The following is a 15,994-nucleotide window of genomic DNA, read 5'->3' as shown; positions in this document are numbered from 1 at the left end:
GGCAAAACTGGAAGGATTTTGTCATCCAAATCACCATATCATGATAAAAACTACAAAATGGGGTTAAAAAAATTTTTGCTAAGAAGTATTCTTTCTATACTTATCTTTGTTACAGGCACTACACTCTCCTATCGCAATGACATGGCTAAGGATGGTTTCGAAACAATGGGTTTCCCGCTTAGCTTTTATCGTAATAATCCTGATCCTGCAGATATGACCGCTAAAACAGATAACTTATATCCCTGGTATCTGGTTTTTGATTTCCTTTTTGCTATTGGACTAGCCATTGGGCTGGAAAAATTATTCCGCCTTATTTTCAGGAAAAAAAAACACATTATAAAATAACCCTGCACAAATAGTTTGTACAAGGTTACATAATTTACCAATTTCACTTATTAATTTATTCCGGTAAATAATTTTATAACATTTAAACTTTTATTGCTTAGATCCATTAAACAGATATACTTTTTCCTGTGGAGAGGTCTGCTCAGTTTTCACGTTAATTGCTTTTGTATCGATAAGGTAAGCAACACTTCCCTGTTCATTACTACCTACAACACTTGCGCCTACCGGGTTGGATACTTTTATTGTTTTCGCTGTATAGGCAGAGTAAGCCTCTCCGGACTTAGGTGCTATTCTCACACTGGAATCATCTACTTTAGTAACACTAATAATGGCATTATAATATTTTAATTCACCATCTTCAAGAGTTCCCTTAAATGTTCCTATTATGGGATCTATACTTCCGCCAGGATTATTATCTGAATCATTACTGCTTTTACATCCTGTAAAGCCCACGCCAATAGCTAATATTACAACCGCACCAAGTATCCGTTGTTTCAAATTTTTGTTTCTCATTTATTTAAGTTTTAATTGTTATATCTTCATGTATACCAATAAATAGTTTATTTGTGTTTTCAAATTTGCTTAAACAGATTAAAATTATAGGCAGGATGTCTACCAATACATCATAGCAGTCTATAAGCAACTGTTTTCAGAGATTTAGTTATATTTATTACTTAAAAAAAAAGACTACGACTAAAATGAAAATCAGAACTATAAAGGAAAGCGACCATGAAGTAGTTTCAAAATTGCTTGCCCAGTTGGGGTATCCTGATACTGAAAAATTTATTCAAAAGAAAATAGATACTTTACTGCAAAACCCTAACGAATACTTAGTCGTTATAGAGGATGATGAGCAACAAGTATTCGGCTTTATTTCAATACACATTATTCCACAAATTGCACTGGAAGGAGATTTTGCCAGAATAAGTTATTTTGCCGTAGACGAAAATTACCGCAGCATGGGTGCCGGAAAAATATTGGAAGAATATTGTGTACAGATTGCAACAGAAAGAAACTGTGACCGCATAGAAGTCCATTGCCATACAAGAAGAGTGAAAGCCCATCTGTTTTATTACAGACAGGGCTATGAAGAATCTCCGAAATACCTGATGAAAAAACTTTAAATCGTTATTAATACTCTTATGACACTAAAAAAATTTCTGTTAAGGTGTATTTTGATTCTAATTGTATTTGTAATCTGTAATGCATTCTCCTACCACAACGGGATGGCATATGACGGAGATGATACAATAGGTTTTCCTTTTAGTTTTTATAAAAAATCCGTCGGGTTTAGCCTGATTACTAAAACCATGCAGGAATCTGAAAGCTTCTATCCCTGGCACCTGTTTTATAATTTTTTATTTGCAGTAGTATTAGCTATAGTATTGGAAAAACTATATTATTTTGTTATCAGAAAGCGATCTTCCAAAACAACTAAATAATTTGATCTATTAATATCCGAATTTAAACTTCTAACTTCTAAACTCTAACTTCGTACTTTATATCATTCTTCATACTCTTCATCTGTATTTTTAGTCATTGCTGTTTTGCTTTTTGTTTTACAGTATTTCCTGCCGGCTGCTGCTGAGTTACGCAATGCACCATACCGCCATTTTCATATAAGTTTCTTACATCTATACCGATAACTTTACGATCCGGATATTGTTTCTGAATAATTTTGTTGGCTACTTCATCATTAACATCTCCGTAATTGGGAACTAATACAACTCCGTTAGCAACGTAATAGTTGACATATGATCCTTTATAATCCAATTGTTTCCCATATGCTGTTTTCACATTATTTTTGGTAGCAGGTACATATACTTTTTTGTATTGCTCTCCTTTTGTGTTGGTAGCAGCATTAAGTGTGTTTATATCTTTTTCCGACAATCCCATATCTAACAGATCATCTTTTTCCATTGTAAGCATTGTTGAGGAATTGATAAATTTCATAAACCCGTCTATGTGCATATCGGTAATATCCAAGCCTGTTACCCCTTCCAGCCATATCACTTTGGAAACACCATAATATTTCTTAAAGTAATCTTCAGCTTCCTGCTGGGTAATATCTTTATTTCTGATCGATCCTTTTTTCTGACTGATTACCGAACTTTTGCAAGCCATAAGAACACCTCTTCCGTCTGTTTCAACAGAGCCGCCTTCATTTACCATTTCATCATTCAGGTTAATTACTTTTATTCCCAGATCTCTTCCAATCTGAGAAGGAACAACATCACAGTTTTCAAAATCAAACTTTTCACCCCATCCATTGAATCCCCAATCCTCTATCAGAATATTGTTATTTTTATCCTTTACGAAGAGCGGACCATTGTCCCGTACCCATACATCATCTGTAGGATAGATTTTGAAATCGATATTCCTTAGGCTTACGCCCGCTTTTTGTAATACTCCTATGATATGCTTTTTTTCCGATTCATCATAAGCTATAATATGTACTTTTTCGTTTGTCTGTAATGCTTTTGTCATATCTATCCAGGTTTTTTCTACCCTGTTACGGTAGGTTATACCATGCTGATGGTGATGAGGCCACTGCAGCCATGTTCCTTCATGCGGTGCAGATTCTTCCGGGAAATGATAAGTTTGTGTCATACAGAACTGAAAGCTTAATAAAATGAATATTGTCAATAATTTTCTCATAAGGATAATCTTGTGTTTTCTGATGCAAAATTAGATCTTCATCACCGATAAAAGTTGTCCTAAAAAGACAATCTTAATTGGCAGACTGAATATTTTCAGCCCGGATTACTCTAAAGACATAAAGGAAATGAGCTACTTTATATATGTAAAGGAAAATAAATATAAGTTGTATGCTCTCCAGATTCAGAAATCAGATATTCTTCAATTACAGGAGAATTATCTAGTAGAAATGGATTATCCGCAAGCCAGAAGCGGTAAAATGCGCCATAGGTATCCAGTAAATATTCAAAGTTTCCGTGATGGACAAACCTGGCATATTTTCTCCCGAAAATTGTTTTTTTCTGGTAATCGTCACCAGGAAAGGGTTCTTCAATAGCCGCTTCATAGCGGCAATATTCCTCGCTGGTGATAAGAGGCTGATCTGTTATAATACCATAAGCAGTTGAAAAATCTACTCCCTCTTCAATTCCTTCCCACAAAGCGTTAATATCTTTGTTATTATAGTTTCGGGTTTTAATACCTTTTGTATATACGGTAATACTTTGCTTATAGACAATCTCATAGACAAAAGCTTTGTCATCTGTTTTAGTAAGGGAACTAAAAATTTTGTTTCGCTCTTTCCGGGCGACTGCCGGGGAAATCCCATATTCTTTATGGAAAGCTTTTGAAAAAGACTGCAGGTTGTAATAACCTACTTCTAAAGCAATCGACGAAACCTTATCTGTAGTGTAAAGGAGTTTTTTGTAGGCATTTTCTAGTCTAAGACGTTTCTGAAATCCGGAAAGTGTTTCCCCAAATAATTTCATAAATACCCGCTGAAAGTTCCGATAAGAATAACAGGCAATATCTTCTATCTCCCTGGAACTAATTTCTCTATCGAAATTTTCCTCAATATAAGCAATAGTTTTCTGTATTCTGTTTAGTTCAGTTGGCACGACACAAAAATATAAACTAATATAATAAAGATATGACCTTTAAATAATATCTGTCACGTCAAAATTTCAACTATAACAGATCAGTCTGTTTTCTATATCATAGAGAAAATCGATTTCCATAATAGTTTATGTAAAAAATCATGGTAATAACCTATAGATTGGCATTAAAATTTCATATATAGAGTTAGTTATACATGCTATAACTACTATTAGTTTTCAAATTAGAGTCTTGTTTTTCAGGACTCTTTTTTGTTATCATAAAAGCTGTTTTTTATAACTAATTTCCTTATCATTCATTTATATTACGTTTTTAGCATTTTCAGCACTTCCACATACATACTACACTATGATCTGTTTAATATATTTTTATATTTCTGCTAGACAGATGACATCCGCAAAATAGCTTCTATAAAAGAAAATATAAAGATGTAGTACTCATGTAGAATATATTTTCTTGCATACTTCCATCTGATTTACTGACTTTTACGATATCTAAAAACACAAAAACAATTTTACTGTAAAATTTACTTTAGGATTTAGAAACAACATTCTGAAAAAATAATTCAGTAAAAAAATACTAACAAAAACACGTACAAATGATGAAAGAAAAAGAATCTGATAAAACAGATTGCAGGGAAAATTATGCCTCTCCCACTCTAAGCTTTAGTTTTATTGAAATGGAAAACGGAATCGCTGCTGGTTCTGCAAAAGTTATTCCTCCTGACGCAAGTGGAAAAGTACAGGAAGAATGGGAAAACGGAACTGATGATAATCGTACCATAGACTGGTAAACCTGCGTAAAACATATACAAACATAAATGATATGAAAATACGACAACAATCTGCCGGGATATTACTACTGGCAATATTTCTTGCTACAACAGCATGCCGCAGCACCGACAACACTCTGGACACTAGTGCAAACACCAATACTAAAGGACAGTACAATGTAAAGATTAATCTTTCAGGTGCAGATGATGATCCCGAAGAGCCTGTAAAGCAAGCTTCGATTTCCGGAAACACTATCTCCTCCAAAGCTGCACAGACACAAACAATCCCGTTTGATGATACCTACTCTATTACCGCTACCCTTGTTCCGGTTACCCCTTCTTTGTCCAATAAAGCCATAGCCTCTGTAAATCCTATGGCAGCAACAGAGATAGGTGCAGGAATCAGGTACAAAATTCTGGTATATGATAAAAATGAAAAATTGGTAGACCAGAAAGAGTTCGGTTACAAAAAAAATGAAACAGATGGTTTTTTATTGGATGGCGGACAGACTTATACCTTTGTTGCTTTTTCCGTAAACAGTACATTGGCGGCTGATACTCCTGTGGTTACAAGCCCCGAAAGCCTCTCTACAGCTAAGTTATCAAATATCAGTAAGGATTTTATGTACTTTAAGAGAACTATGACTGTAAGCGGAAATACTCCTAATACACTCGATGTTATCCTGAAGCATCAATTTTCAAGAATTACAACAAATATAGATGCCAGCCAGGTAGAAAGTACAGGGATTATTACAAAAGTAGATACACCTACCTATACAGGAGGAAATGCTGCGGGGGAACTCAGTTTCAAGAACGATCTGCAAATGTCTTACACAGGAACCGGAAATGTTCCTTTTACTTTTCCAACGATTAACCAATCGAAAATTACAAGTAATGCTGCTATAGTAATCGGAAATACATCCAACGGCGGAATATTTAATATTAAAAATATAATTATTGACGGTACTTCTAAAAACAATGTACAGTTCAGTAACCTTAAGATTACACCAAAATCTAATTATAATCTGAATCTAAAGCTTACTCCCTGTACCAAGTTCAACATGAATGCAACACCGTTTGATCAGGATGCTTCACTTCCAAACAATAGCAAGTATTTTGGCTTCAATGGCATACCAGATCGGTTTATTGTAGACTTTACTTATGTAGATAATTCATTTAGCTTTCTGGTAAACGGTATCAGAATAACAGCAGATGAGATTCAGTTTGATAGTGGAGGCGGAGCAATTAATATTCAGTTTCCAAACGGAAATAAGTGGGGACAATCTGGTGGTGTCCCAGCAATTTATAATATATCAGCGGATTCTCCTACCGCTCCCGTGATTAGAGTTGTAATTGATAAAAACGGAAATACAACATTCTATGGCAAAAGACAATCCGGAGATTTGGTACTGGAACCTCTAACCTATACCGGAACTGGTGGTGTAAAGAAAATAACATGGACTACCGGTTATAATGAAGTATATATTAGTCAGGCAGCTTCTGGTCCAACCCGAATTAAAGGTACAGGCTATGGAAAACAAATTACAACATGTCCATAATTTAAACAGTCCCAAAACGCATTATAATTCATTTGTTTGTAAAAAACTGTTGACAGTTTTCCGGGGGATTTATTAAAATCCTCTGTTTTTCTAATTTAAAATAGCATAAAAATTCATAAATTACGCCAGTTATACATGCTATAACTACTATTAGTTTTCAAACCGAAGCTCTGTAAATTACAGAGCTTCATTTTTTTCCCGACTATCAAAGGGTTTTTACCTTTTTTTAATATTATCACTACTTGTTTAAAACAAGTATCTGCATTTTTTTCGATGCTATTTACTCTGGTTAATGTATATTTGCCTCCCACAATTTCACTAAATATTAATCATAACAGACTATATTTCAAAAGAGTATAGTAGTTACAGAGAAAACACAAAAAATTAGACATTAAAAACTAAATATTAAAATTTAAATAAACTATCCGCCCAACAACAATATGATAAATAATAAAGTTATATATGCTGTATTAGGATTTTTTATTTCATTTTCCTGCAATTCTTCCTCCCAGAATGATCTATCGGATACTTTCGACATTCCTTTATTAGAAAAAAATGAGAAACTGCGCCGGACATCTGACCATGTTGAAATCACCCGGCTCAATAAAGAATATCTGAAATTAGCAACTGAAAAGAAGTATAAAGAAGGCGAAGCTTTATGTTACATCAACATGGCCGATGTAAACCTCGGCATAGGTAACTACAAAAGTGCCCAGCTCTTGCTAAAAAAATCGGGTTCTATTCTGGCTAACTCTAATAATAATGTCGTTAAAGCAAGGCTATTTCAGGAGTATGCAATGCTTAGTTATATGCTTAAGTTTTATGATAATGGGATTGGCTATAACTCAAAAGCTATGTATTATGTTAAAAGTATAAAGCACTCCAAAGTTCATAATTTTTTAATGGGATGGAATTATTACAACAGAGGAGATCTGCTGAATGAGAACAGGCAACATGACTCTGCATTAATATATCTGCACAAAGCATTGCTTATTAAACCTAAACCTTTATATGAGAGCGCAATCGCCAGGCATCATATGAGATATACCCATAATATGGATTCTGCTGAAATTTATATTAAACGTACACAGAATTCATTAATTGGCAAGTCCGACAACAATGCTCAATACACCTTTGTTTATTATACTATAGGCAATTATTATGAAGCTATACATGATTATCCCAAAGCGGAGGCTGCCTATAAAAAAGCTTTAGATATTGGTACTAAGACCAACGATACACATTATTTTTTTAATCAGTATGTATATAAAGCACTTTCCGGGGTTTATGGAAAAATGAACAAAACGGCTCAGGAAGACCACTATCTTCATCTTTATTTTACAGCAAAAGAAAATATTGATGACCAACAACATGAGGTGGCCAGCCTTACGGTAAATAATTTTATTTCGGGAATTACTCAGGAAGAAGAGAAAAAGACAAAAAAATCATACCTCTATATCTCAATACTATTATTATGTATTATCTGTCTTGGAGTTTACACATTAAAAAAAACGAAGTCTTTAAAATCAAGAAGAGAAGCATTAGCTAGTGAAGCTGAACTATTAAAACATAAGACACAAAGCCTTGAAAACAAAACCGAGGTTTTAAAAACGAAGATCCATGACAAGAGCTTCGATGAAGTGACGGAGCTTGCCAAAAAGAATGATTCTACGTTTCTGGCAAGATTCAGAGAGGTATATCCTGACTTTATCAATAAACTTTTGGAAATAAATCCTGACTTAGAAAATTCTGAACTGATTTTCTGTGCGATGCTTAGGCTTAATTTTTCGTCTAAGGAAATAGCCAACTATCTTTTTATCCAGCATAAATCTGCACAACAGAAGAAGAATAGGATAAGGAAAAGGCTAAATCTGCCAAGTGATACCAACCTTTACCTCTTTTTTGGGGGATTGAGCTAAACCTCTGTACCACCAAACTAATATTTTCTCTCTTACCCTGTCTAAAAGTTTGATTTCTCTTACTAAATGAATAATATTATGGCTCATATTTCAACGAATTATTTGCTAGATGCCCTTTCGTAAATCAAAATAAGTCTTCTTTTTCGCTACCATTTATTAAAGTTGTCTTCTTTAATAAAGATTCAATCAAAATTTCAAAATACTAACTATCAATACATTATACTCATGAAGTATATATGAAGGATGTCGTTTTTTTTCTTTTCAAAATTAATTTATAGAATTTTATCCCACATAAAAACAAACAAATGAAGGATCTGCTCTCTATTCATTAGATGATATTCTAAGTCAGATGATATTAGCAATTAACAGATAATATAGAGTTACTGATCTGTACCATGAAAGCAAATGTTGAATAAAAAAAGAAAAAGAAAAGAAATCCAAATTTACACAGGCATATTGGTATCCTGCATATTAATCCTTGGATTATATACCTACCGACAAACAAGAAGATTAAATAAGAAAAAGAAATTACTTAAAAATGAAGCGGAAACTTTAAGAAACGAAACAAATTTTCTAAGAAATCAAGTGCATGATACCAGATTTGAGCAGGTTGTTGATCTGGCGAAAAAAAATGATTCTTCATTTTTAGCCAAGTTCCGGGAACTATATCCCGAATATATTCAAAAGCTACTGGAGATTAACTCCTCATTGGAAAACTCTGAGCTTGTTTTATGCGCCATGCTTAAGCTCAATTTTTCTTCTAAAGAAATTTCCAACTATATGTTTATTCAGCACAAATCTGCACAACAGAAAAAAAGCAGACTAAGAAAAAGACTAAATATTTCGAGTAATATCGATCTGTATCAATTCTTAGGCTCATTGGAATAGATCTCTATCTCACATCATAATTTAAAATATTGAAAATCAAAATAATAACAGCCGTGAAGGATACATGAAGGAGCCTCTTTTTTGTAGCTTAAAAATAAATTTATAGAATTTTGCCTTCAATAAAAAAACACAATTCCAGGCTTTTATAATATACTCTCATTCTTAAACAGAAATATGTTTAAGCAATGGATTATTAATTACAAATAGCACATATGAATAACTAAAAAACAATGATAAAAAACAATGATTTAGCAGCTGACATGCATAAGCAGGAATACATTCCTCCTGTAATCCATGTAATGTTAGTAGAAATGGAAAATGGTATTGCCGCAGGATCAGCAACTACAGTACCCAATAATATCAATAAGGAAGTATTGGATGAATGGGAAGAAGATCCAAACGATAGCCGCAATATCATATTATAAACTCTTATTGAAACACAAATAACAATGATGAAAATACAACTACCTATCAAAAACACTTTTTATAAAACATCTGTTTTTCTTTTGATTTTCTCCAGTCTAACTGCCTGTAGAAGCTCTGATAATGTAACAGACGGAAATAACAACAGACAAACAGTTGTTAAAATCAATATGTTAGGAACAGCTGCTGAGTCAACAGGACCTGGAAAAACAGCTGCTACTACCAAAACAGGCTCTCTAAACGAAGCTATTCAAAGACAAGTCATCACAATTGATAAGAAACAGACAATTATTGCTACACTCACCCCTGAATCCTCTTTTGTAAATTCTGCACAGGCCTCCGTAAATTCTTTATCAAGTGTCATTAAACAAGAAAAATTAAAAGCCGGAAATCAGTACGCCGTTGTCGTTTATGATGATAAAGGCAATTATTTAGACGAAAAAACATTTACTTATGGTCAACAGGAATCAGGATTTCTTTTAACCGGAGACAAAACCTATACTTTTGTCGCTTACTCTGTAGATTATACCGCACCAGCCCGTACCGTTAAAGATCTGCCACTGTCTCAGGCAAAGCTTGAAAATATATCAAAAGACCTGATGTTTTTCAAAAGAACTATGATGGTAACAGGGAACCGAGAAAACAATCTGGATGTTGTCCTAAAGCACAGATATAGCCAGATTACAACCAAAATAGATGCTTCAGCAGCAGGTAACATAACGGATGTAAGTAATGCCGTAATTACCCCGGTAAGGACTTCAGCCAGCATTAGCTTTGATAAGCCGGAAGTACTTTTTTACGGTCCCGTGTCGGCCAACGGAACAACTGTTGAATTCCCTAATAAAAATCAATCGATTATCACAAGTACTCCCACACTACTCATATCTGATGCAACAACTTCCGGAGAACTTAATATAAAATCTATTACCGTTGGCGGAACAACCAGAAACGATATCAAAATTAATAACCTGAAAATTACTCCGGGAGTAAGATATGGGCTGGATTTAAAATTTGATGGTGCTTTAAAAACGATTAAAGTACTCGGAATTACCCCCGATCAATGGGCAGCAGGAATTGCAACTGGCAGCAGGACTTCTTTGGCAAGAGAAAAACTTAATGATAAACTAAATTTTGGTCCTAATGGAAAAGTAAGGATAGAAAATTTCCAGATTGATGATATTGATGTTAGAAACTTCACCGCTCAACAATTAGCAGATGAAATAGATAAATATGATATCATATGGGTGGGCTATGTTCTGAACAGTCAGCTAACAGCAGACAAACGTGCTGTACTGGAACAGAAAGTACAGGAAAAAAAGAAATTCTTTTTTATCGGAAATGATAACTATAGTACAGCTTATTTTCCGGGAAGAAATACTCCGTTTGCAGGTTTTACATTTGATACAAACGGTGCTGGTACAAGACAAATAAATGTAATTCCTACGGGGCCTACACAAGGTATATTTGGAAATCTGACACAAAACAATACCATAAGACAGATCAGAGCAATAGGTCAGGTTACAAACTACCCTGCTAATGCTACCCCTTTTCTCACAAATCCGGACGGCAGTATAAATGCTGTAGCATCCGATAATTTTGTAAGTATTGGAGATATCAACTGGTATCTGAGTTATGAATCTGGAGACGGGCTGACCGGCGGGACGAGCAGTTGTACAGAGAATAGTGAATCTATACTCCTGTGCAATATATTCGAAAAAGCTATCAATTATATTAAAAATCAGCCTTAATCTTTTTACATAGGTTTATTTCATACATTCTTTATTTACATAAACAACATCATCATTTGTTTGTAAAAAAAACTGCATCATGTTTTTCAGAGGGTTATTATTAACCCTCTGTTTTTCTATATTTCATTTCCTGCTTCCGTCTGTATTCTTCTCCTGTTTCAGGCTGTTGATAAATTGGGATGGAGACATCCCTGTTTCGGTCTTGAATACACTACCAAACTGGCTGTGGGTAGGAAATCCACACTCTTCTGCCAGATATCCTATTTTGTAATTCAGATACTCCGGATGATTTTTCAGCTTTCCTACAATATAGTTGATTCGGTTCCTGTTGATATACTGACTAAAATCTGAATCTCTGTGTGTTTTAATAATATAGCTAAGATAGGTTGTATTGGTTTTTAACAAAACCGCCATTTTGGGAAGCGTAATACCCTTGGTTATATATTGTTCTGTTTTTTCAAATTTATCCAGCCTTCTGAGTAAGACAGCCTCCGTATTGGGGTCTTTTATAACCGTCTGGCTTTCAGATACCCGCTGTTTCTTTTCCGTATGTGCAACTGTTACAGGCTCTTTGGCCTGTCTTAATCTGGAAAGTGTATTGAGTAACTTCGATCTTAATCTTACCTTTCGTTTATATACATATAAAAAACTCAGAACCAGAGCAGTTACAATAACAAGAAGAATATTAATTTTCTTATTCTGATTAACAACTTTAGTCTCTTTTTTATCAATTTCATTTTTTGCTGCCCGCCTTGCCTGCTTAACTTTGTCTTTATAAAATTTGGTATAATAGTCTATATTCTGATGCTGAAGCTCTTTATTAGTATCTATATTGCTCAGCAATCGTTCTCTCACAATAAGCTCTTCATCATTTGTGAGTTTTTTTTTAACTGCAGTCTCAAAAGCTTTGTCAAACCAATGCTTCCCTTCAGTTTTACTACCCTCTTTTACAGCTACAATTGCCTTACTCAGATAATATCTGGGTAATGATAACAGATGTTCGGTATCATAATGGTTTTCGTATATATATTTAGCTTCCGACAATGCCTGTTTCGCTTTTATAATATCTCCACATTTTAGGTAATCATAGGCCAGACCACTATAATTTGCAGCATTATATATTCTCTGAATGCTGATATCTATATCTGCTTTACCAATATGCTCTATTATTTTTAATCTTTGCTGTATCGCTTTACAATAATCTTCGTCTTCTTCCAGATTGGCTATACAACGCTGATCGATCATAAAACCAGCGGGCATATATTTCTTTAGCTTACCTGCTTCCTTTTGTGCTACCAACCAGCTCCGTTGTGCTTTTCCCGAAAAACCTACCTGAGCATAGGCATCTGATAAATAAAAGTTAATAAAAAAGCGTTCGTAGGTACTACCGCTTATCTGTGCATAATGATCCCCTTTTTCTAACAATTGGATGGCCTCTGCATAACTATTTTTATCATACATTGCCTTTCCCATTTTTGCATAAGCTTTTGCCCGCTCTTCATCGGTTATAGCCAGACGCAATATATTCTCACCTGCAGCGTAGGCTTCATCTTTATCCGTATCTTTTGTCATGTAAAGATCCATAATTTCTTTACGTATGGGTTCTTCACCGGTGTACTGGGTGTAGGAAAAAAATGATATGCAGAAACATGTACTGGTAAAAAGCCGTCTGAGTCTGCAGGGAATAAATAAAGGATTTAACTCGAATACCATTTTACGCAAAATGTAGAGTAAAAACCCGGTTTTAAATACAATCACAAAAAAGAAATCAATTGATATTAATTTACAAATACTAAATAAATAAAATATTCATCTCTTTATATCTTAGATCACCATATTGAATAATCGGATTAAATCAGATATTTTTACTTTAAGAATGAACGGGCAAATATATTGCCCGTTCTTTTACAAATACAAACAAATAACAAATTTCACAAATGAATAAATGATGAGAAATTGTTTTTTCCTTTACACGACAGAGATACACAAGATCTGTCTATTTATATTTCTGATTTGTTTAATCCTGATATACTGAAGGCAAAACAGCATGATAGCTGCCCTGATAAAATGAATAAAAATGTACTATACAGAATAGTCTTGTTAATTACTAAATACCATAGCTATTGCAGAGGTTACTGCCTATGGCCTGATCATAAAAATCTAAATAAGTATATTTTATTTAAGTCTACGGTTTATGATACATTCTTCATACTCTTTTGATACGATCCGTCTGTGTCGTTAACGGTACGTATTGGACCCGAAGTTATACCATGTCCCATTCTTATTATTACAACTTCTAATTTGGGTGGAATATATTCTTTCTTATTTTGAAAAGATTTTTTAATTTCATTTTCTTCTTTCATAGTAATTTAGTTTTAGTTAAAAAATAACTGAGTATCATCATCAAGTTTATGTGTGTGCTAAGTGTGCTCAATCAATACTTATTATCGCAGATTATAGCAGAACTTTGGGATCTTCTCAAATCAGATATTGAATCTGTGGTCTAAAATTAGCTCCCTGACGACTGAAAAAAAAGTGTTTGGGTATTGAGATTTTAAATCCGAATAAAAAAACACATCAACAAACATTTAAATATCAACAACATATATGGTTTTATTTTATAATTTAAATATAATGGAAGACAGGCCTGTTTAAACTCTATAATGCCGAAACCAACATTATAGTTATTCCCGTATTATACCCAATGAGGAAATATCCACATCATATAACGAAAGAAATATCTTAAAATTGTATATATCTGAATTTAAAATACAGATATCCAAATAATAAATCAGACGTATCCGAAGAGAAGAATAACAAGCAATTTTTTTGGCATTTATTTCACTATTCAATTTGCTTAACCGGATAGAAATACTTCCCATTTATTTCGTTTGCAACCTGCAATTTTTATATTTTAGAGAAGCCTATAACCGAATGTTAAATAAAAATTCATATTGCATTCATTAATATTTCTTCAAAAAAACTGAATTTTACAAAACTGCTTTTTAAACGAAAAGACAATTGATAAATACTTTCTGTTCTCTCTATATATATTGATCAGGAGTAGCGGATTCTCGGATAACATAATTTAATTAAATAGATATGAAAAAAAAGATCTTTACAACTGCCCTATTATTTTGCTGCATTATCGTGTGTATGGCAGCAGTAGTAATCGCTAACCTGAATGGTAAATGGAGCGGTGTAGTCCATACTCCGGATGGCAACTCCCTGGATGCCGTATACAACTTTAACGTAGATGGTGAAAAACTTACAGGTGTAGTCAGCTCTCCTATGGGCGAAATAACTTTGGAAAATGGTAAGGTTAAAGACAACAACTTTTCATTTAGTGTAAATGTATCTGGTACTGATTATCCCCATACCGGTAAAGCTTATACAGATTCATGTGCTGTAGATATAGACTTTGGTAGCGGTCAGAGCTCTCATGTGGTTCTGAAACGTGTAAAATAAAGAGCAATCCGAGTACAGGATTTTTTTTGGTTATTATACATAATAATCGGTTTGATTATTAAGCTAAACCTCCCTTATTGGGAGGTTTAGTCATAATACAGATATAGTTTAATTTAGTATTTCGATAGTTTTTTACGACATTATTTCCTCGGTATCTCCGGTCGCGGCATCTTGTAATAGCTACCGGAAATACTTTCCAGAAATGCCACAAGGGCTTCCGCTTCCTTTTCATTAAGATCTAAAGGTTTCATCAGGTGATCCGTTACCGGAAATTTAGGATCTGCTTTCTTTTCTTCCTCTGTCGGATTAACCATCTGCATTCCGCTGTTGTACAAACTGACTATCCCATAAAGATCATCCATTAAACCATTATGCATCCAAGGTGCGGTATAAGCAAGATCTCTTAATGAAGGTGTTTTAAATTTTCCGGTATCATTCGGATCTTTGGTTATATTATACCTGCCCAAGTCTTCATATTCTCGTTTATAATATGTTAATCCAATATTATGGAAGGATTCGTCTGTCATATATTTTCCATAGTGACAGTTCATACATCCTGCTTTGGTCCGAAACAAATGCATTCCATAAATTTCCTTATCAGATAATGCTTTATAATCTCCTTTAATAAACTTATCCAGTTTACTGGGCTGGCTCCTGATTGTTCTTTGGAAGGTAGTCAGTGCTTTGGCTATTTTATCAAATGTAATTTTATCACTCTGATAGACTTCCTTGAACAACTGCCTGTATTCTGTATATTTGGCCAGCTTCCCAGCCAGCTTTTCAGGTTTCATATTCATTTCATTATGAGCAGATATAGGCCCCAGCAATTGCTCCTCCAATGTTTTTGCACGTCCGTCCCAAAAGAAAGATTTTCGCTCTGCTATATTATATAGCGACTGTGTATTCCTCTTTCCTTGTAGATGATCATGTCCTAAAGCTACTTCCTGACGATCTGCCCACCCCATTTCAGGATTGTGGCAGCTGCTACAGGAAATCTGACTGGAAGCTGAGAGTTTAGGATCAAAAAACAGCTTCTTTCCAAGCATTACTTCCGGAAGCTCCTGTATTTCATAGTAATTGGAATCCTGCTCTATTGCTTCAAATTCCTTCCACTGTACACTGGGATCTACTACCGGTTTGGGCCAGTATTTCGAAGGTTGTTTATAGTTTTCTATAACCTCCCCATAATCTATTCTGTACCGATTTATCGTATGCTGCATGAAAAAGAAGGCCAACCCAGCCAACAGCAATACTAATTTGAGATCTGAAAATTTTCTCATT

At 34.2% G+C, this 15,994-nt stretch carries 16 protein-coding genes; 10 read left to right on the top strand and 6 right to left on the bottom strand.

The window, feature by feature from the left end:
* Nucleotides 1–57: 57 nt before the first annotated feature.
* Nucleotides 58–345 carry a hypothetical protein gene (locus C8J95_RS03650; protein ID WP_107809017.1) on the top strand — a complete coding sequence of 96 codons (288 nt, stop codon included), beginning with the start codon at nucleotides 58–60 and terminating at the stop codon, nucleotides 343–345.
* Between the two features lie 90 nt (nucleotides 346–435).
* Here C8J95_RS03650 and C8J95_RS03645 read toward each other — a convergent pair whose 3' ends face one another.
* Nucleotides 436–858: a hypothetical protein gene (locus C8J95_RS03645; RefSeq protein WP_107808793.1), complete on the bottom strand. Its 423-nt coding sequence runs from the start codon at nucleotides 856–858 to the stop codon at nucleotides 436–438.
* A gap of 185 nt (nucleotides 859–1,043) precedes the next feature.
* Between C8J95_RS03645 and C8J95_RS03640 the strand changes: the two genes are divergently transcribed.
* The gene (locus C8J95_RS03640) at nucleotides 1,044–1,469 is read left to right on the top strand and encodes a GNAT family N-acetyltransferase (protein WP_107808792.1); all 426 of its coding nucleotides are present in this window, start codon (nucleotides 1,044–1,046) and stop codon (nucleotides 1,467–1,469) included.
* A gap of 51 nt (nucleotides 1,470–1,520) precedes the next feature.
* Nucleotides 1,521–1,787: a hypothetical protein gene (locus tag C8J95_RS03635; RefSeq protein ID WP_255412709.1), complete on the top strand. Its 267-nt coding sequence runs from the start codon at nucleotides 1,521–1,523 to the stop codon at nucleotides 1,785–1,787.
* A 94-nt stretch (nucleotides 1,788–1,881) separates the two neighbouring features.
* Here C8J95_RS03635 and C8J95_RS03630 read toward each other — a convergent pair whose 3' ends face one another.
* A complete protein-coding gene (locus C8J95_RS03630; protein ID WP_107808790.1) occupies nucleotides 1,882–3,003 on the bottom strand; it encodes an agmatine/peptidylarginine deiminase in 1,122 nt (373 codons plus the stop codon).
* Nucleotides 3,004–3,140: 137 nt separating this feature from the next.
* On the bottom strand, nucleotides 3,141–3,938 hold the full coding sequence (locus C8J95_RS03625; protein WP_107808789.1) for a GyrI-like domain-containing protein: 798 nt from the start codon (nucleotides 3,936–3,938) through the stop codon (nucleotides 3,141–3,143).
* 596 nt (nucleotides 3,939–4,534) lie between these two features.
* On the opposite strand from C8J95_RS03625, the gene C8J95_RS03620 reads away from it, so the two are divergent.
* From C8J95_RS03620 to C8J95_RS03595, 6 genes are all read left to right on the top strand, one after another.
* Nucleotides 4,535–4,729: a hypothetical protein gene (locus C8J95_RS03620; protein WP_107808788.1), complete on the top strand. Its 195-nt coding sequence runs from the start codon at nucleotides 4,535–4,537 to the stop codon at nucleotides 4,727–4,729.
* A gap of 32 nt (nucleotides 4,730–4,761) precedes the next feature.
* A complete protein-coding gene (locus C8J95_RS03615) occupies nucleotides 4,762–6,267 on the top strand; it encodes a hypothetical protein (protein WP_107808787.1) in 1,506 nt (501 codons plus the stop codon).
* A gap of 440 nt (nucleotides 6,268–6,707) precedes the next feature.
* Nucleotides 6,708–8,186, top strand: coding sequence for a hypothetical protein (locus C8J95_RS03610; RefSeq protein WP_107808786.1), 1,479 nt, complete (start codon nucleotides 6,708–6,710; stop codon nucleotides 8,184–8,186).
* A gap of 405 nt (nucleotides 8,187–8,591) precedes the next feature.
* Entirely contained in the window at nucleotides 8,592–9,074 is a 483-nt protein-coding gene (locus tag C8J95_RS03605) for a hypothetical protein (protein ID WP_107808785.1), read from the top strand.
* A 230-nt stretch (nucleotides 9,075–9,304) separates the two neighbouring features.
* Nucleotides 9,305–9,499 (top strand): hypothetical protein, encoded by a 195-nt coding sequence (locus tag C8J95_RS03600; protein WP_107808784.1) that lies wholly within the window; start codon nucleotides 9,305–9,307, stop codon nucleotides 9,497–9,499.
* A gap of 24 nt (nucleotides 9,500–9,523) precedes the next feature.
* Nucleotides 9,524–11,245 (top strand): hypothetical protein, encoded by a 1,722-nt coding sequence (locus C8J95_RS03595; RefSeq protein ID WP_108454149.1) that lies wholly within the window; start codon nucleotides 9,524–9,526, stop codon nucleotides 11,243–11,245.
* 123 nt (nucleotides 11,246–11,368) lie between these two features.
* Here C8J95_RS03595 and C8J95_RS03590 read toward each other — a convergent pair whose 3' ends face one another.
* A complete protein-coding gene (locus C8J95_RS03590) occupies nucleotides 11,369–12,829 on the bottom strand; it encodes an AraC family transcriptional regulator (protein WP_107809016.1) in 1,461 nt (486 codons plus the stop codon).
* A 608-nt stretch (nucleotides 12,830–13,437) separates the two neighbouring features.
* Nucleotides 13,438–13,608 carry a hypothetical protein gene (locus C8J95_RS18635; protein ID WP_158267939.1) on the bottom strand — a complete coding sequence of 57 codons (171 nt, stop codon included), beginning with the start codon at nucleotides 13,606–13,608 and terminating at the stop codon, nucleotides 13,438–13,440.
* 739 nt (nucleotides 13,609–14,347) lie between these two features.
* Here C8J95_RS18635 and C8J95_RS03585 point away from each other — a divergent pair.
* The gene (locus tag C8J95_RS03585) at nucleotides 14,348–14,713 is read left to right on the top strand and encodes a glycoside hydrolase (RefSeq protein WP_107808782.1); all 366 of its coding nucleotides are present in this window, start codon (nucleotides 14,348–14,350) and stop codon (nucleotides 14,711–14,713) included.
* Nucleotides 14,714–14,853: 140 nt separating this feature from the next.
* Here C8J95_RS03585 and C8J95_RS03580 read toward each other — a convergent pair whose 3' ends face one another.
* Nucleotides 14,854–15,993, bottom strand: coding sequence for a cytochrome-c peroxidase (locus C8J95_RS03580; RefSeq protein ID WP_107808781.1), 1,140 nt, complete (start codon nucleotides 15,991–15,993; stop codon nucleotides 14,854–14,856).
* Nucleotide 15,994 lies beyond the last annotated feature (1 nt).

This window comes from Elizabethkingia sp. YR214, assembly GCF_003058195.1.
Lineage (GTDB): Bacteria > Bacteroidota > Bacteroidia > Flavobacteriales > Weeksellaceae > Elizabethkingia.
The sequence above is the reverse complement of the archived record's forward strand: the minus strand, read 5'-3'. Positions and strand labels throughout refer to the sequence as shown.